The following is a 19,020-nucleotide window of genomic DNA, read 5'->3' on the forward strand; positions in this document are numbered from 1 at the left end:
TAATAATTATGGATATAACTACTAGCGACATTAATCACGATGACTACCATACCCCTCACGGTTGGAGACGATGGCTTTTTTCTACTAATCACAAAGATATCGGCATTATGTATATCATATTTGCCGTTTTTGCTGGAATTGTCGGCGGCTTATTTTCTCTTCTCTTTAGATTAGAACTTGCAATGCCTGGCGGAACATTCCTTAATCATGATTTCCAGCTATATAACGTGCTTATCACAGCACATGCAGTTATTATGGTATTCTTTATGATTATGCCGGCTTTATTCGGCGGATTCGGTAATTACTTTGTACCTCTATTAATAGGGGCACCTGATATGGCATTTCCACGCCTTAACAATATAAGTTTTTGGCTGTTAGTTCCTGCTTTTATCTTACTTATAGGATCAGCTTTTGTTGATGGCGGACCAGGAACAGGCTGGACACTCTACCCGCCTTTAAGTAATTTGAGCGGTCACCCGGGAGCAGCAGTCGATATGGCTATTTTCAGCTTACATTTAACGGGTCTTTCATCAATCCTCGGATCAATTAACTTAATCGTTACTATCTTTAATATGAGAGCACCAGGAATGGGGTTGTTTAAAATGCCATTATTTGTTTGGTCTATTTTAGTAACTGCATTCCTCATAATTCTAGCAATGCCGGTACTTGGTGGAGCTATCACTATGCTACTTACCGATCGTAACTTTGGCACTACTTTCTTTAAACCTGAAGGCGGCGGTGATCCGGTATTATTTCAGCATTTATTTTGGTTTTTCGGTCATCCTGAAGTATATATAGTAATACTTCCGGGTTTTGGTATAGTAAGTCAGATTATCTCAACTTTTTCACGCAAACCTATATTCGGTTATCAAGGTATGGTTGGAGCTATGGTGATAATAGGCTTTGTCGGGTTTATTGTATGGGCTCACCATATGTTTACAGTTGGGCTTTCTTATAATGCACTTAGATATTTCACTGCCGGAACAATGATTATAGCAGTGCCGACAGGTATCAAAATATTTAGCTGGATAGCAACTATGTGGGGTGGTTCTATTACGTTCCTAACACCTATGCTATTTTCAATAGGATTTATCATATTATTCACGATCGGCGGTGTAACCGGCATAATTCTATCAAATTCAGCACTTGATAGAGTACTGCATGATACATATTACGTTGTTGCACATTTCCATTATACGATGTCGCTCGGTGCTTTATTTACAGCATTTGCAGGATTTTATTATTGGTTTGGTAAAATGTCAGGCAAACAATATCCAGAAGTTTTAGGTAAAATTCATTTTTGGATTACCTTTATAGGCGTTAATTTAACTTTCTTCCCACAGCATTTCTTAGGTCTTGCGGGCATGCCAAGAAGAATACCGGATTACCCTAAGGCTTTCACCGGCTGGAATATGGTTTCATCGATAGGAGCAGGTATCTCTATGTTAGCTGCTCTTTATTTTGTATTTATCGTTTTTTATACTTTAAAATACGGCAAAGATTGTCCAACCAATCCTTGGGGTGACGGTGCTGATACGCTTGAGTGGACACTTACCTCTCCACCGCCATTTCATACATTTGAAACACCACCATGTATTGAAGAGTAAATATAATTATAAATGTTATTTCTATGGAATATAACAAAAGTAGGAATCCAGTAACCTCGAATATCATCCCACGAGCTTGTAGAGGGATCCAGTATTTTGTAATTTTTTTCTGGATACTGTGGTGGGGTCAACAAGCCACGGTATGATACAAAAAAGAGCTGGATCCCCGCCTAACGGCTGGGAAAAATGACATAACTGATACAAAAGTAGTAAAACAATAATAAAAATGCATAAAAAACAGATAATAGGTGTTACACCTGATTTAGTTCAAAATTGTGAAAAATATACTTATGCTGCTTTTCCATGGTATGCCTTGCGCAAAAACTATACCGATGCAATTATTGCAGCCGGCGGTGTACCGCTATTATTACCTTATCAAAGCGAAACTATAGATCAGCTTATAAACCTCGTTGACGGCGTTTTAATTCCAGGCGGTGATGAGGACATACATCCTAAATTTTATGAACTGGAATATGCTGACGATGTAGTAATTTCTAATGAAGAACGTGATAATTTTGAGATATTAGTTTTAAAGAAAGCATTGGAGAGAGATATTCCTGTTTTAGGTATATGTCGAGGTATGCAATTATTAAACGTTATTTTCAAGGGTACGCTTATTAAGCATATTCCTGATTATATTGAAACTATAATTAACCATACCCAGCCTCCACCTAAAAATATAGTTTCACATGCAATTAATATAGAGGCAAATACTCAGCTTGCTAGGATAGCAAATAATAATCTAAGAACAATGGTTAATTCGACCCATCACCAGGCTGTTAAACAGCTTGGTAACGATCTTATCATATCTGCAAAAGCAGAAGACGGAATAATTGAAGCCATTGAATCAACAAAACATAAATTTGTTATAGGTGTTCAGTGGCATCCTGAATATTTTAATGATAATAGAGTAGATTTAGAATTATTTAAAGAGCTAGTAAAAGCTAGTAAATGTTACCAATAGCAAATTACTTATGTAATACGCTATGCGTGTTAAATAAATATTAGTTTTCAATATTATCAGATGAAAATATTACAAACGGTTTATTATACATATCCAAGCGGCCAACAACATACGAAATTTTTATAGCTTGCACATACAAATGTAGAACCTATAACATTATCTCCTAGTTGATACTGACCATAAATTACAGGTCTACATTGTTCTTGTCAAGCAATTGAATATTTTGTGTTTCAGCTACCAATAGTTTTAACCAATTGTTGTATTACCAAATCTTCTTGTTGTACTACCTATATATTATCACAATATATGGGAGTTTAAATTATTAGCATAAGCTCCTGACATTATAAGACTATAATTAAATTATATAATAAAAAAATATTATTTATTATATTACACTATCGTAAATAAGATTTATTTCGGACCTTTGATTTGCTATATTTACCGTAAAAAATATTATTTATGGCTGCTAATTATTCTTTTTTGGAAAGCTTTGCTAAATATATCATTGATAAATTAGGTAAAGGTAAAGAGGTTCAAATAATATTACCTAATAATTTTTCATGTTTAGAATTAAAGAAGATTTTAATCGATAAATATAAAATCAAATTACCTGTCATTATTCCCTTTATTTCTATTATTTCAAAAAAAAATCTTGATGCGGATTATATATCTAAAATAGAAGAATTATTTATTTTATCCGAAATCATCACTGAATATAAAGAATTAACTTTTAATATTGAAGAATCACTAAAAGCTGCAAAAATTCTAAGAAAATTGTTTAATGATCTTATACTCAATAATATCGATATAAAATTAATTGAAGTCTATAATAATTCTAGCTATTGGCAAAAGATTTATAAATTTCTAGAATATTGCTTTTTGAGATGGCAAGAAGAAATATCGCCTATAATGAATTCAGACTCATTTTGTGACAGGTGTAAGGAGCGAAGCCTATATACTAATAGGCGCGACGATGAGCAACGAAGTACCAAGTGGAGATCAATTCAATACAATCAAAAACAAACTAAAGCAGTTTATAAATTAAAGCTATTACATGAAGAAATAATAAAGATAAAAAATGGTCATAAGCAGATAATACTCGCCGGAATATTTAAACCTGATCCCTTCTTAAAAAAATTTAAGGAAGAATTAAAAGATTATATAATTCATTATAATCCAAGCTTAAGTGCAAGAGACTTCTTACATAACGTAGATGATAAGCAGGAATTTGTAGAAGATACGGAACGCAGAACCGCAGCATACACAAACGTACATGAGGATTCGAGTACCGGATCGACACACAAATTACCCTTAGACAAAAATTATGCAAGAAGTCTAAATAATATATCTTATTTAGAACCTCATGATATCTATGAAGAAGCTAAACAAATAGCTTATATATGTAGCCGTAATAAAGATAAACGGATTGCAATCATTACAGATAATAATAAGCTTAAAAGAGTATATTGTAATTTTTTAGATAAATATGAAGATCTACTAGGTCATGATTTAAGGCTTACTAATATCGGTGAATTACTCACTTCCATTATTAAAATATTATGTAATAATTTTGATCTAAAAACCTTATTTTTATTACTTAAAAATCCTTTAATTAATTGTCCTATGGTACAAAAATTAGAGTTAATGCTATCTAATAAAAACCGTTTTATATCTTCACCGAAATATTTATTACAATTACAATTTGATAATGAGGATATAAGGGAATATTGCCGTAACTTAATAGATATTTTATTTACCAATACTCCATATAATATACAAGATATTTTAGTAGCTGCTAAAGAAATAGCTGAAAAAATTTTGCCTACTATTTGGGGCAAAGAAGGAGGAACAGAATTACTTGAATTTTTAACAAATTTAACTGCATATTGTAAATATATAAATCCAACAGATAAAAAAGATTTTCCTAAAATTTTCTCTTTTTTACTTTCTAATATCAGATATTACAAAAATACTGAAGCTGCTAATATAATTATCGGCTCGCCTACAGATTTAGTATTATGCGAATTCGACTTAATTATATTACCGCATTTTAATAATGAAAACTGGTCTCCTAATAAACAAGTTCACCCTTGGCTTCTTAACAAGAAAGCTTTGCAGATACTAAATATAGATTACGATGAAATCGATTCTAATCTATATTCAGATTACTTCAATTTATTTCTACAAAATAAACAAGTAATTATACTAAACGCTAAAAAATATGATAAAAAATTAACAACCACTTCTAATTTATTTTTGAAGCTACAGAAGGACTGTGTGTCATCCCACGACTCGATCGCAGGCTTCAGTAATTATATGGATACTGTGTTCAAACCACAGTATAACAATGAGTCTACAGCCCTCAACACCTTTTTTCCAACCACCTTATCAGTAACCGATATAGAAACATTAATACGAAACCCTTACGGTTTTTATGCTAAGAAAATTCTTGGATTACGTAAAAAAGATAATATATGGGAAGAACCTAAAATATCGGACTTCGGTAATTTTATTCATAACGTTTTGGAGGAATATTCTAAAAATTATGACAAACAATATATGAATTTAAATTTGCTTGATAAACAAAATGCTTTAATAAATATTGGTAATCATATTTTATATAGTACTATTTTACCTATATATACAAAAAAAGCTTGGCAAATAAAACTTGTAGCTTTCAGTAAAGCCTTTATTTTATTTGATATAGAACGCCGGAAAAATTGCAAAGAAATCTATTTTGAGATTAAAGGGGAATTACGACTAAATATTGCAGGTCAAGATATAAAAATAATCGGTATAGCTGACCGAATTGAAATAAGTAAATCAAACAATATAACTATACTTGATTATAAAACCGGCACTATTCCAACTAAAAAAGAAATAGAGCTTGGACTCTCACCTCAACTTATTATAGAAAGCTTAATGTTACTTGAAAACGGATTTACAGAATTTTATTCCTGCAAAAGCGGGAACCCAGTTATAAATAAAGAAATCACTATTGCTTACGTAAAAATAACTAGTACCGATCCTTACATACAAACAACGGAAATAGCTTTAAATATCAAAACTTTAAATAGACATAAAGCAGGATTAATAAAATTACTTGAACATTATATTACAAATAAATTTTTTTCTTATGATTTGAATTTATCAAAGTATAATGATTATTTACATTTGAGCCGATGTAATACCGCGATTAAGTCACAGTATGACAAGCAAGATCCACTACTACAACCCAATTACTAACTTAAATCCTTTATTTTTAATAATCTTACTATCTGTATTATAAATAATCGGATCATTAATTTTGTCATGACCGAATCTATTTGTTTTAAATACTGGAATATTTAAACTATCTGCAAAATTACGAAGTACTAACATTGTACCTTCAGAATCTTTATCAAATGAACCAAATATTATGGCCTTAACATCCTCAAGCAATCCTGCTTGCTTTAAGTGCAAAAGATCACGATCTAATCTAAAAGCAACTACATTCACATCTTCTAAGAAAAGAATTTTGCCCCTAGTTTTTATCTGCCAATTTGTACCTATACTAGTTTGCAGCATAGTTAAGTTACCGCCTGTTAGTTTGCCGTTAACAAGATTACTCGATTTTGCTATCTTGTTAAGAGGCACTAAATTATCTATAGTAACCTGCTTTACTTTACCTTGCAATATTTCAGCAATCTTGGTAAAATTACTTTGATCTTTATCAGGTTTTAATAAATCGGCTATATTACTACCATGAATAGTGTGCCATCCCCATTCTTGCGATAAAAAAATATGTAAAGCCGTTATATCACTATACCCTATAAAGAACTTTTCTTTAAGTGGCTTTGAGAGTTTTTGTAAGTATGGAATTAACCTAGCCGAGCCATAACCTCCACGTAAACCCCATACTGCATTATCGGACTCATCAAATAATGCATCTTGTAAACAATTAAATCTTACCTCATCACTACTTGCAAGAAACGGTAACTTAATTTTGGTAAAACATTTAGAAAAAATCTGTAAATTTAGTCCATTAATATTTTTTAAATCGGACAAGGTTTTATTATCAGCACCTGAAGCAGGAGCAACAACGGTAATAGGGATATTTTTTAGAATATTAGCAGCAGAAAAAGCTGAAATTGAAAATAATAATATTATTAGTAGAGATAAATTTTTAAGAATCATAGATAGGTATTTGCGTGTATTATTTTTTTCTTATGTAATTCCCCCCGCGGAAGGGCTTTGTTGCATGGATCATAAAGTATAATCAGTGTCATACTGTACCCCTCTCCACGGTATCCAAAAAAGCAACTTATTATACTAATCAATTTAGTAACTGAATCCTGTGATCAAGTCATAGAAATAATAATTTAAAAATTGATTAGCTATTATAATTAAAATCAAATAAATGCGCAACATTAGCAATTTTCATTTCTTCTTCATGAATTTGATATCACTATAAGTTTTTTAAGAGTTATTATTTAAAACCAAAGATTATTACATTTGCTTTTTGAGCAATTTCTTGTACAACTTTGAAACTTACTTGTTTTTCACAGAACATATGTACTAATACTAACCTAATTCTTTTTGGATATTTACATTCTGTAGGTAATAAGTCGTTATAAAATTCCAATACTTCAAATTCTTATTCTTTAAATAGTTTTATAAAGTCTCCAACATTATACGCGTCACTATTAGTAAGCGTCACTTCAGATTCTAGTGGTTTTGATGTAACTTCTATATCCGACTCAGCATCATACTCTAAATCTTAATGATTTTCTTCATTCAATTTACCTTCAATTTTATCTGCATCTTGTACACTTAGTTCTATTTTATTCTTGAAAAAGACATATGTTATACCATATTTTTCTAAAAACTCTTTAGTTGGAATATTTTCTCATGTTTTTTAAGGACAGTACCCACACATCCATCAACATTAATACTTAATTAATTAGCAAAATGCATAAATGCTACTACACAATCAAGATTTAATTGAGAAAATATTGTTTGAATCTAGAAGTAACATCACTTATTGCACTAGAATGTTGTGTTTCACTTAAAGCTTTTTCACTAATTCAACTTGATTTGAACTCAATTTCTCTCAATTATAAAAACTATTAATGTCCTTAAGCAAATCAGTACTAGGAGCAATTTTTGACCAAAACTCCTTATATGTTATATTATATTTTTTAAATAATTTTCACTCGATATACCATACCACTGAGTAGGATAATTTCCCATATCTTGAAGAGTAATACACATCTATATTAAATACCTAGCGTACTAGCAGTATTCATAAATGATACTACACCATCCAAATTTAATTTGGAGAAATAATTTTTAAATGCAGTAGTTACATCATTTACTTCAATACTAAGTTTTGCTTCTGCTCAAGCCTTGTCGACTAATTCTTCTTGACTGGCGCTTGTTGGGGGTTTGGTTGTTATAGTAATATTACTCTTAATAGTAGCCTCAAGTATATTTTTGAGTATCTAAGGGATTACAAATATGTTTTTTATAATGACTTTCTAATTTTTCATAATTTTTCCTCCTGAATTTATATTTTCAATTATTTCCATATTATATTACTATATGTCAAAATATAAAAATTAACTTTTTGATATACTGCAAGCATGTAAGTCACGTTTAAAATATAAATTATTATTTTTATTCAAGATAATTCGGTAAATTTGGACATTTTCAAGTACTCTTTGAACGTAATCTCTTGTTTCTTGATAAGGTATCAGTTCTATCCAGTCAATAACTTTTCTTGTATCCTTTATATCCCTTGGATCGCCGAACATATCTATCCATTTTACTACATTATGAATTCCGGCATTGTAAGAAGCAATAGATAGAATATAAGAACCTTTATGACCATCTAATAATTTTTTGAAATAATGCGAGCCAAGTTTAATATTATATAACGGATTTCTAGTTAAATCTTCCACATTACATTTAACATTTATGGATCGTGCAGTATCACAAGCAGTACCTTTAATAAGTTGCATGAGACCCATAGCATTTGCATAACTTACTGCTTTATGATCAAAAACCGATTCCTGTCTAATTATTCCATAAGTTAAATGAGGTGGGATAGGTAAACCTGCTAGATTATACGGAGTTGGAAAAGCACAATCCAGAATAAAAGTATTATTTTGGGCAGCAATTTTTGCCACCTCAACCATATAATTAGTATTATTATTTACTTTAATAATATTTGCAATTATTTGCACTTCTGCAGGATTTTTAGTATTTTTAATCGCTGCTTTGGAATATATCATGGCTAAGTAGTTTTTATTATATTTAACCAGTAACCTTATTGCTTGAATAATTTCTTTATTTTCTATAGTTTTCCTTTCTTCAGAAGTTATTACAGGAATATGAGGCAAAACTAGCTTTGTCCTATTTAATTCAATATTTGCTACCTGCCCGTAAAAGGTAAAAGAATATTTGGCTGCCTGCTCGTAAAATTTTCTAGCCATTTGCTTATCGCCTTTTGCTTCATAAGTGCGACCGAGCCAATAAAACCCACGTGCCAAACTAATCGGAGTCTTAACAACTTTAATAAACTTATTAAAATGTACTAATGCCTGATCAGTCTTTTTTAAAAAACTTAAAGAAAGCCAGCCAGCAAGCCACGCCTGTTCTCTTATGGTTTTAGGACAAGTAGCAAAAGGAAGCGTTGCTATTTTATAGCTACCTGCAAAATCTTTATAATCGATAAATTTACGAGCATAATAAGATTGAATACGGCACCATTTAGCAAAATGTTTACGGTTATTTTTGGCTTTTTTAAACAAAGTCATCAATTCCTTTGTAGGCTTTTGCATTTTTTTAGAATCTAAATAACGATATAACAAGCCGGAAGTATAGTATTTTTCAGGAACGCTTCTAAAAAATTGTTCAGCATTTGGTGATTTATTAATAATTGCAATTTGTGCTTTAAAAGAATTACGATAACCTTGATCTACATATTTTAGGGATTGCTCAGCAGACCTAATATCATTTTTCCATAAATGTTCTTCTATTCGTTCTAAATGATCATTCACAGTTAAATATTTATGCCACTTATTATAATATGCATTTTCTTCTTCAGGAGTAAAATTGGCATATACCCAAACTTCCTTAATAATAGGTAATAATATTTTCTGATCTTTGATTAAACTACTTGCAGCAATTGCATAAAATTTATAACCTTTACCAGTAAGAGGCGGATGTTTACTAAACCAATCAAAAATTACTTTTTTATTCGTACTATTATTTAAATATTCTTCCGCCCTTTCTTGAAGCAGCTTACTTTGAGGCCAATCCGGATTATCACATAAAAATTTTATTACCTGTTCAAAACTATTATCTGAATATTTATTATCTAAAAATTTTTGCGAAAGCACAATTTTTGTTAAAGCTTTACTATTTACTTCTAAAGCTAAATCCTCGGCTTGTAACCAATTTTTTTGATCGATATAGGTAAAGATTTGTTTGATATTATCTACAGGATTGGAATTAGCATTTACATTTAAAGCTGCTAATAAGAATATAATAATTAATAATTTTATTTTCATAAAGATATAAGATTATTATGTCATTTCCGTGTAGGCGGGAATCCAGTAAACCATAAAAAACAAGTTTTTTATATGGTTATTTTTCAAGTATACACTATTTTATACTATTGATTCTGGATTAACACCTTCGCGAGAATGACATAAGAGCTAACTAAACACCTGTAGAGCCGAAGCCGCCGCTACCGCGTACTGTTTCCTCAAGCGTATTACTTTCTTTCCATAATATACGTTCGTACTTGGAAATTATCATTTGAGCAATTCGCATGCCTTTTTCTATAATGAAATCTTCTTTACCGAGATTAATAAGAATAACTTTTATTTCGCCTCGATAATCGGAATCAATAGTACCCGGTGAATTGGCAACCGTAATACCGTGTTTAACGGCAAGACCTGAACGAGGTCTTATCTGTGCTTCAAACAAATCCGGCAATGCTATAGCAATACCAGTCGGGATTAGCTGTATTTCACCGATTTTTATAATTATAGGTTGTTTATTTGCGGCTATTAAATCCATCCCTGCACTATGCTCTGTAGCATATTTCGGCAAACTACCAAAAAAATTTTCTAGTTTCTGAATTTTAAATTGTGTTATAGTCATAGTTATTTGATATCAAATTTATCGTTAATCATTTTATTTTCAACGGCATTAATTAAAGAATTAGCAAGATTATCAGTGAATATCTTGCTTCCCATACCAAGTTTCTTTTTAAGCCAAGGCTGTTTAGCACAAACATATTGAAACTTAATATTATCGCCGAACTTTTGTTTCATTACACTATACATATCACCTATACCGTCAATTAAACCGTAATCAAGAGCTGTTTGTCCTGCCCAAAATTCGCCATTAAATAAAATTTCGTCTTGCTGAGTTAACTTCCCTGCTCTTCTTGTTTTAATATAATCTACGAAATGCTCATAAACCTGCTTCTGCAAATTTTTGATAATTTTAAGGTCATCTTTATTAATAGGTTGAAAAGGATCCAATACTGATTTATTTTTTCCTTCAGTATAAACTCTTCGCTCTATCCCAAGTTTATTAATTGCTTCATGAAAACCGAATCCACTTGATACTACTCCAATACTACCAATAATCGAACTTGATAAAGCATATATCCGATCACCACTGCAAGCAAGCCAATATCCACCTGAAGCCGCCATATCTTCAATAAAACTATAAATTTTTATTTTATTTTCTTTAGCAAGATCACGAATACGTTTGGCAATAAGTTCAGATTGTACTGGAGAACCACCGGGAGAATTAATAATTAAACATAACGCTTTTAATTTCTTGATTTTAAAAGCTTTTTCTATTAGCTCATTTAATGATTCTAACGTAAGCCCTGATTGCATGGTACTGACTTTACCAATAACACCGCTAAGGCGTAAAACTGCAATCACATTTTTAGCATCACCAAAAACTGCAGCAACTAATTGATCTAATTTACTTATCTGCCGTTTGGTTATTATCTGATCAAATTCTGCACCTGCAATAGTCGATTTATTCACTTCATTCATTAATTTTGCTCATTTTTAATTTGTATGTTACTTTCCTTCATTGTATCATTTTTTATTGGCTGCAAAGGCTTAGCCAGTTTATTAAGAGATTGCTCATTGTAACTATTCTTGGGCTCAGGATAATTTCCTGGGATAGACGATAAAATAGTTTCTCTAGTTCTCTCATCATACCAATTCGTATTACCGACAAAGCTAGTTACTATTTTGCCGTTTGGGTCTATTAATATGCTAGTAGGTCGACTTACTATACTCAAAGCTTCAAATAGTTGATTTCTATAATCATAGTAAATCGGTAAATATCTTATTTGATAACTTTTAAAATATTCCTTAATAACTTTTACATCTTGATAATCGTCCGAAATCGGAATTACTGAAAAAGGTAAATTTCTGAAATCTTTTTGCAACATATCAAGAGCTGGAATCTCATTAACGCACGAAGCACTCCAAATAGCCCAAAATACTAACAATATAGTCTTTCCTTCAAACTGATCAAGAGAATATTGATTTTTTTCTTCATCAAAAAAAAATACGTTATCAGGAACACTTGAGCCTCTTAAAAATTCTAATTTATCCTGATGCTTAGAGTAAATTTTAGGAATAAAAAGTATTATAGATAATAAAAATACTATAATATATAAAAAATATTTATTATAATTTCTTAAGGTCATATAATAATTTATGTAATGAAAACATTTTATTTATTCTTATTAACGTTTATATGCATTATATTATACGGTTGCGGTATAAAAAAACCTTTAGAAGCACCGCCACCCCAGAAGGAAGCACTATTGTCAGCCCGCAACTCGATCACGGGATCCAGTCTTTCTTAATTTTTTGTGGATACCATGGAGAGGCCACGGTATGACATAGAGTGTAGTTTTCAATCTATGCAACAACACACCCCATCAAAAAACTATAGCATGACATTATTAATACCTCTTAAGCGTCGTACCTTGCAGTACTAAATCAAAACAATACGACACTATATTTTCTTGCGGTTCAATCAATATTGGATTCACTTCACCACACTCATTAGCACACATATTTTTATTAGATAAATCTAATTGTGTTTCTAAGGTAGTAAGGCTAGGATGTTCTACTCTTATATTTGCATTTCTTAAATAACGAGAAGATTTATAAGGTAACATACTAATGAAATAATATTCTCCTTTATTATTAGTAGTAGCAGTACCGGAACCGGTAAAGCTTGAATCGCTTTCACTTGTAAATCTTCTTTTATCAACCCTATTTTTTAAAGGTTCATAAGGATATTTACCACCGCTTCCTGCTTGCCATAAATAAACTTTAGCATCTGCAACCGGTACACAATTTTGATCTAATACTTTTCCTTTAATTAATATTCTTTCACCGTAAAATTTTGATAATCTTCCTGTTTTACGTAATAAATTATTAGTAGTTTCAAAAACTTTTGGTTCATAATCATTAAATATATTTCTAGTAATTTTACAATGATTAAGCTTATTAGGGTAAGTTTTAGAAGCAGCAAACATTTTTAATGTACATAAACATAAAAAACAAAATATAAATTTTTGCACTTTTCACCACTTTTATATTTATTAAATTCTGCATCTAAATTTAGATCAATTATTTATATTAATCAAATTATTTTTATTCTCATTTGATTATTAAGTAATTGATTGTTATAGTAACTTTATGATACTAAAATATATTATATATGCAAAAATTTTTATCTTTAATAATTGTAATTCTAATACTTTACAATATAGTAAAGTTAAAAATATCTCCCGAAAACAATAATCCTATAACTTTAGAGCACACGGCTTCAAATAATTCATCTACCGATGAAAAGCAAACTAGTACAAATAATGAATTACCTATTGCATTAAATGGTAATTTATTTGAACGTACGGTTTCAAAAATAGTAATAAATGCTCTTAAAACCGAAGAAGGGAAAGCATTCTTTGAAAATATTTTACAGCCGTTAAATGGACCTATCAATCCTAATGACTACACTATTGAAGTACGTAAGGATTTAGTAAAAACGCTGTTTAAAATTAATACGCTTGGTAAAGGTAATATCGGTCCGGCTTCTTGTGGACATGTAGTTACTGTATTTTATCAAATATCGGATATCAATAATAATTTAATATCGGAAGATACTAAAACTTTTACTTTAGGCTCTGCTCCTATAATGCTTGGCTTAGATAATGTAATAATCGGTATGATGGTAGGAGAAGCACGAGAAGCGATTATTCCGGCAAAATACACCATTAATAATAGTAATAATATTATCTTTGATAATGCTTATAATTACAAAGTAAATGTAATGTTAAAATCTATATTACCGCAAAATTTTGTTAAAAGTAATGAAACTAAAATTTATGATGATGAGATAGCTTATCGTGTTCCTTTATTATGTGGTGAAAAAGTAAGTTTTAATGCTAAAATTACTCGCTTATCAAATGGTAAAATATTATATGACTCAAAAGCCAAAGGACAAAAAATAGATATGAAAATAGGCGATATTACATATCCTTTCATTTTTTCTTACGCCTTGCAAGGTAAAGTACCAGTTGGAACACGCAGTGTTATTGCTGAAGGCAAAACTTTTAAAGCCTTAGGTTCTAATATAAATAAAATTATTTCTCATGAATTACTACCGATAAATGAATATCTTTTACTTGAACTTAATGATTTTAAACAAAATTAAATAAATATGACACAACATAAAATATCGGATAACAAAAAACAAAAAAATTATATTTTATTATCTATCCTTGTCATTATGATAATAATTGTATATCTTATAGCTTGCATAAAAATTGCAGGATAAATTTTGTGTTTATTTAAAATTTGCAACATAAAAATTGCAGCATAAAAAGAATATTTAATTTTGGAAAAAATTGGTCTAAATTCCTCGGAGCGTAGCATATATTATATAAGACTTTGCACCAATTTTTAAACTAGTATATAAGAATCTTACCTTAAACTTTAATGACGCTAGGAGTTTAGTATGGCAATTATTAAAAAAAATCAAGATATTATTATAATAGTAGTAGGTTTAATATTTCTAGCAGCAATCATTTATATCTCTACAAATAAGAGTTCTAACAATAAAACAAATGATAATATATTAGAAGTAAAGATAGCTATAAAAGATCATAAATTTGTTCCGAATATAGTTGAAGTACCGAAATCTACTAAGATAAAGTTAATTGTTCATAATGAAGATGATACGGTAGAAGAATTTGAAAGTCATGATTTACATCGTGAAAAAATAGTTATGCCACATAAGTCAATAAATATTATACTTGCACCCCTTAATCCTGGGAAATATGAATTTTTTGGAGATTTTCATCAAGATCGGGGTTTTATAATTGTTAATGATTAGATAAAAATATGTTTAAAATTGCTTTAGTAGTGTTTCGTGAATGTTTAGAAATATCTTTATTACTTGGTGTAATACTCGCCGTAACAAAACAAATAGAAAAATCTCGTCTTTATATTATTGCGGGAGCAATGCTTGGAGTAGTATTTGCTTCAATTTTTGCATTTTTTACACGTAAATTATCTTTATCTTTTGGCGGAATAGGAGACGAGTTATTCGATTCCGGAATTATGATACTAATAACAATTCTGATTAGCTGGACCATAATATGGATGCAAGGTTACAGTATAAAAGTAAAACAACATATAAACGACTTATCAGTAAAAATTCATGAAGGTAATGCCAGTTATTTCATGTTGGTTTTTTTAGTTGCCACTACTATATTACGAGAAGGTGCAGAAATTATTATTTTAGTATATAGCATATCTTCAGTTGAAACGCTATCAAGCAGTATTTACTTGCAAGGAGTAATAATAGGTGCTACAAGTGGCTTCTTACTTGGTTTAGTAATATATTTTGGTTTAATTAAGATTGCTAATCAAAAATATATTTTTAAAATCTCTACCGTATTATTAATGCTAATAGCAGGCGGATTTGCAGCAAGTGCGGCAGGTATTCTAACTTCTTCCGGTTTAGTTATGTTTTTATCCGATCAACTTTGGGATAGTTCATGGTTAGTAGCAGATAGAAGTATGGTCGGCAAAATCTTACATATTGTTACCGGTTATATTGCAAGACCTAACGGACTGCAAGTACTTGCTTATTTTGCTACTATATTACTGATAAATATTTTTATACAAATAAAATTAAGATATTCCACAAATACCTTAATATCAGTACAAAACAAATGAATCAAATTAATTTTATTAAAGAGAGCAATTAAATTAAATATGTTAAAACTTTTATCAGAAATTGGTCCAGTAATAGCATTTTTTGCAGGCTTTTTTTATGGAGGCGGTATACAAAACGCTACTCTTTATATGCTTATTACAGCCATTATTTGTGTCACTATTTGTTATTTTGTAGATAAAAAAGTATCAAAACTTTCTATTATTTCCGTATCGGTTTTATTAGTTTCAGGGATTATAACTTTAATTAGCGGCAATTCGATTTATATAAAAATCAAACCTACTATATTATATGTTATTTTTGGAATAATATTTCTTATGAGCGGTATAAGAAAAAATCCTTTCATTAAATATGCTTTAGAGAGCATAGTACGTCTTAAAGAAGAAAGTTGGATAACTTTAAGCTATAGGGCAGCAGCTTTTTTCTTTTTTATGGCTGTAGTTAATGAAATAGTTTGGCGTAATTTCTCAGATGAAACATGGGTCAAATTTAAAGTATTCGGAGTAATACCGATTACCTTTATATTTATTTTACTGCAATTACCTCTTTTATTAAAGAATAAATTACCAGATAGTAAGATATGATTTATATAAAAAATATATTATACTTCTTGCATAACCTATCTTATAAAGAGGAATTTGAACGAAACACTTCACCTTGCACCTTAGCGTATATAGACAATCACACGGATGCGAGTACTGGCTTAACGTATAAATTACCTTTAAAAGCAGGTTATCCAAGAAGTCTATTAAGAATTTTAATTTTTATAGCTCTCTCTTTTAATTTATCCGCTTGTTTACCTACCATATTTACCGTAGCGACCACTACGGGCATTGTTGCATCAAAAGATCAACCAATGTCTCAAACATTAAATGATTCAAGGATTTCTGCCGGTATTAAAACTGATTTAGTAAAAAATAATTTTAGAGATTTAGGAGCTAAAATAAAGGTTACAGTATCACAAGGAAGAGTATTATTAACAGGAAATATTCAAAAAGAACTGGATGCATTAAAAGCCGTAAACATTGCTTGGAATCAAAAAGGCGTAAAAGAAGTTATTAATGAGTTAAAAGTAAATAAAAACAGTAATCATTTTGACTTAGCCCAATATACTAAAGATTGTATGATAACCACACAAATTAAAGCTAAAAATTTAGTCAGAAAAGACATTAAATTTGCTAATTATACTATTATAACTATAGATAATATTGTTTATTTATTTGGAGTTGCAAGATCAGAAGAAGAGCTAGAAAAACTTGCTTCTATTGCATCAAAAATAAAAGGTGTTGAAAAAGTTGTGTGTTACGCTAAAATAATGGATAACTTTAATAAACATGAGGATTATGATACGACACCATAAACTTAGTTTATTAATTTTATTAATATTTTGTTTTGGTCTAAGCGGTTGTAATACCTCAAAACAAAAACAATTACTTTATTCCCACAAATATTCATACAAAGAATTATCAAAAGATGATCCTCATAATCTAACTTATAAAGGGTATTACAAAGTCGGTAAAAATTATAAAATAAAAGGCAAAACTTATAAACCTCATAATCCTAAATCTTTTACCGAAATAGGCTATGCATCATGGTATGGTGGGCGTAATGGTTTCCACGGTAGGCAAACAGCTAACGGCGATAGATTTAATAGAAATATATTAACTGCTGCACATAAAACTCTTCCACTTCCCTGTTTAGTCAAAGTTACCAATAAAGCTAATAATAAATCAGTAATTTTAATGGTTAATGATAGAGGTCCTTTTAAGAAAAATCGTATAATAGATGTTTCTCAAAAAGCGGCTGAAATTTTAGCATTTAAAAATCAAGGTATAACTAAAGTAAAAATAGAATATTTACCTGATGAAACCGAGCAGTTTCTAAAAAAGATTAATTTAAAAAAACCACAAAGTAAAACTTTAGCTAAAAACTCTAAAAAATCTTCATCGACTAAAGTAGCAAAAAATGGTAAATGTAGTATTAACTGTCATATAAAACTTGTGAATTTAAAATATAAGCTGTGGCAGTAAATCCTTATGGGGCATGGATATAAATCATCATTACGAGGGAATTTAGACTTTGTTGGCATGGCTCGAAAAACCGTCATTGCAAGGGGCAACTAAAAGGACCATGACAATCTAGAAAAAAATAATATATCAACTACGTATATTCTTTTTCTTCATTATTTTTGATTTAGCTTTTGTAGTAGATTTATTATTAGAAGCAAGCTTGATTGAACGCTTAGCGGCTATAGGCTTAATATTAAAATAATGATCCAACAATCCAATCATTTTTTGATCACGAGATACAGCACTTCTACTTCCTGTAACAACAGCAATCAATGATTTACCGTTTCTAGAAGCAGTAGTTACTAAATTATAACCTGCAGGCGTATGAAAGCCTGTTTTCATACCTTCCGCACCTTGATAATTTTTAGTAACTCTATTGTGTCCGTTTATTATGTTTCCACGAAATACAAAGCTGGTTTTAGAAAATAATGGATAATATTTAGGATAATCTCTCTTCAGGGCCATAGCAAGTTTAGCTATATCTCTTGCAGTAGTTTGCTGCAATGGGTCATGCCAACCTGAAGCATTTTTAAAATAGGTATTTTTCATACCGAGCTGTTTAGCTTTAACATTCATTAAGTGAGCAAAAGCTTTCTCAGAACCTTTCATATTCTCAGCCACCGTTACAGCAGCATCATTAGCAGACTTTATTATTAACCCATTAATTGCCTCTCGAACGGTTATAGTTTCTCCTGCTTTTAAACCAAGCTTACAAGGCGGCATTTGTGAAGCTTTTGCTGATACAAATAATTTTTTATCTAAAGACAACTTACCGGCTTCAATTGATTCAAACATTAAGTATAGAGTCATTAGCTTAGTTAAAGAAGCAGGATAAATTGGAATTTGTGAATTATGGGACTGTAGCACTTTACCACTTTTTGCATCAATTACTAAACTAGTTTGAACAGGCGGTTTAAGGGTATTTTGTACATTTTTCTTTGCTTCACTTATTGGAGCAAAGAAAAATGTTGCGATAAAAATATAAGGTAATAAAAATTTACTAAACATTTTAAATAAATAAAATATTATTTGAATCAAGCAGGATTATGTTTTTTCTATCCAGTGACTTGATCGCGGGATCCAGTTAAAA

15 protein-coding genes and 1 pseudogene are annotated in these 19,020 nt (G+C 30.2%); 9 read left to right on the forward strand and 7 right to left on the reverse strand.

All coding sequences use genetic code 11. The annotated features are described in order from the left end of the window. Window positions 1-8: 8 nt before the first annotated feature. The 3 genes from ctaD to A1E_RS03020 all read left to right on the forward strand — a co-directional run bounded on the left by ctaD (window position 9) and on the right by A1E_RS03020 (window position 5,817). Complete coding sequence (gene ctaD, locus A1E_RS03010) at window positions 9-1,607, forward strand: cytochrome c oxidase subunit I (RefSeq protein ID WP_012148802.1); 1,599 nt, start codon at window positions 9-11, stop codon at window positions 1,605-1,607. A gap of 226 nt (window positions 1,608-1,833) precedes the next feature. Then, complete coding sequence (locus A1E_RS03015) at window positions 1,834-2,571, forward strand: gamma-glutamyl-gamma-aminobutyrate hydrolase family protein (RefSeq protein ID WP_012148803.1); 738 nt, start codon at window positions 1,834-1,836, stop codon at window positions 2,569-2,571. A gap of 459 nt (window positions 2,572-3,030) precedes the next feature. Continuing rightward, the gene (locus tag A1E_RS03020) at window positions 3,031-5,817 is read left to right on the forward strand and encodes a PD-(D/E)XK nuclease family protein (protein WP_012148804.1); all 2,787 of its coding nucleotides are present in this window, start codon (window positions 3,031-3,033) and stop codon (window positions 5,815-5,817) included. Here A1E_RS03020 and A1E_RS03025 read toward each other — a convergent pair. From A1E_RS03025 to A1E_RS03050, 6 genes are all read right to left on the reverse strand, one after another. Continuing rightward, window positions 5,800-6,747, reverse strand: a complete 948-nt coding sequence (locus A1E_RS03025; RefSeq protein WP_012148805.1) for an LD-carboxypeptidase — start codon at window positions 6,745-6,747, stop codon at window positions 5,800-5,802. The genes A1E_RS03020 and A1E_RS03025 overlap by 18 nt on opposite strands. A 1,424-nt stretch (window positions 6,748-8,171) precedes the next feature. Beyond that, on the reverse strand, window positions 8,172-10,127 hold the full coding sequence (locus A1E_RS03030) for a lytic transglycosylase domain-containing protein (RefSeq protein ID WP_012148807.1): 1,956 nt from the start codon (window positions 10,125-10,127) through the stop codon (window positions 8,172-8,174). Window positions 10,128-10,278: 151 nt separating this feature from the next. Further along, a complete protein-coding gene (dut, locus tag A1E_RS03035; protein WP_012148808.1) occupies window positions 10,279-10,725 on the reverse strand; it encodes a dUTP diphosphatase in 447 nt (148 codons plus the stop codon). Between the two features lie 2 nt (window positions 10,726-10,727). Next, window positions 10,728-11,642: a S49 family peptidase gene (locus A1E_RS03040; RefSeq protein ID WP_012148809.1), complete on the reverse strand. Its 915-nt coding sequence runs from the start codon at window positions 11,640-11,642 to the stop codon at window positions 10,728-10,730. Next, on the reverse strand, window positions 11,642-12,310 hold the full coding sequence (locus tag A1E_RS03045) for a TlpA disulfide reductase family protein (RefSeq protein WP_012148810.1): 669 nt from the start codon (window positions 12,308-12,310) through the stop codon (window positions 11,642-11,644). The genes A1E_RS03040 and A1E_RS03045 overlap by 1 nt, the downstream gene beginning before the upstream one ends. A 261-nt stretch (window positions 12,311-12,571) precedes the next feature. Continuing rightward, window positions 12,572-13,198, reverse strand: a complete 627-nt coding sequence (locus tag A1E_RS03050) for a dioxygenase family protein (RefSeq protein WP_012148811.1) — start codon at window positions 13,196-13,198, stop codon at window positions 12,572-12,574. A gap of 140 nt (window positions 13,199-13,338) precedes the next feature. Here A1E_RS03050 and A1E_RS03055 point away from each other — a divergent pair, with 140 nt between their 5' ends. The 6 genes and pseudogenes from A1E_RS03055 to A1E_RS03080 all read left to right on the forward strand — a co-directional run. Beyond that, window positions 13,339-14,334: an FKBP-type peptidyl-prolyl cis-trans isomerase gene (locus tag A1E_RS03055; protein WP_012148812.1), complete on the forward strand. Its 996-nt coding sequence runs from the start codon at window positions 13,339-13,341 to the stop codon at window positions 14,332-14,334. A gap of 303 nt (window positions 14,335-14,637) precedes the next feature. Continuing rightward, window positions 14,638-15,015, forward strand: coding sequence for a cupredoxin domain-containing protein (locus A1E_RS03060; protein WP_012148814.1), 378 nt, complete (start codon window positions 14,638-14,640; stop codon window positions 15,013-15,015). Between the two features lie 8 nt (window positions 15,016-15,023). Further along, window positions 15,024-15,863, forward strand: a complete 840-nt coding sequence (locus tag A1E_RS03065) for an FTR1 family protein (RefSeq protein ID WP_012148815.1) — start codon at window positions 15,024-15,026, stop codon at window positions 15,861-15,863. A gap of 39 nt (window positions 15,864-15,902) precedes the next feature. Continuing rightward, on the forward strand, window positions 15,903-16,445 hold the full coding sequence (locus tag A1E_RS03070; protein WP_012148816.1) for a septation protein A: 543 nt from the start codon (window positions 15,903-15,905) through the stop codon (window positions 16,443-16,445). A gap of 170 nt (window positions 16,446-16,615) precedes the next feature. Continuing rightward, window positions 16,616-17,221, forward strand: a complete 606-nt coding sequence (locus tag A1E_RS03075) for a BON domain-containing protein (RefSeq protein ID WP_041405281.1) — start codon at window positions 16,616-16,618, stop codon at window positions 17,219-17,221. Window positions 17,222-17,228: 7 nt separating this feature from the next. Further along, a pseudogene (locus A1E_RS03080) lies at window positions 17,229-17,914 on the forward strand (septal ring lytic transglycosylase RlpA family protein); the annotation flags it as partial. Between the two features lie 103 nt (window positions 17,915-18,017). Here the strand turns inward: A1E_RS03080 and A1E_RS03085 are convergent. Next, window positions 18,018-18,938, reverse strand: a complete 921-nt coding sequence (locus A1E_RS03085) for a D-alanyl-D-alanine carboxypeptidase family protein (RefSeq protein ID WP_012148819.1) — start codon at window positions 18,936-18,938, stop codon at window positions 18,018-18,020. Between the last annotated feature and the right edge of the window lie 82 nt (window positions 18,939-19,020).

It is taken from the genome of Rickettsia canadensis str. McKiel, from assembly GCF_000014345.1.
Taxonomy (GTDB): Bacteria; Pseudomonadota; Alphaproteobacteria; order Rickettsiales; family Rickettsiaceae; genus Rickettsia; species Rickettsia canadensis.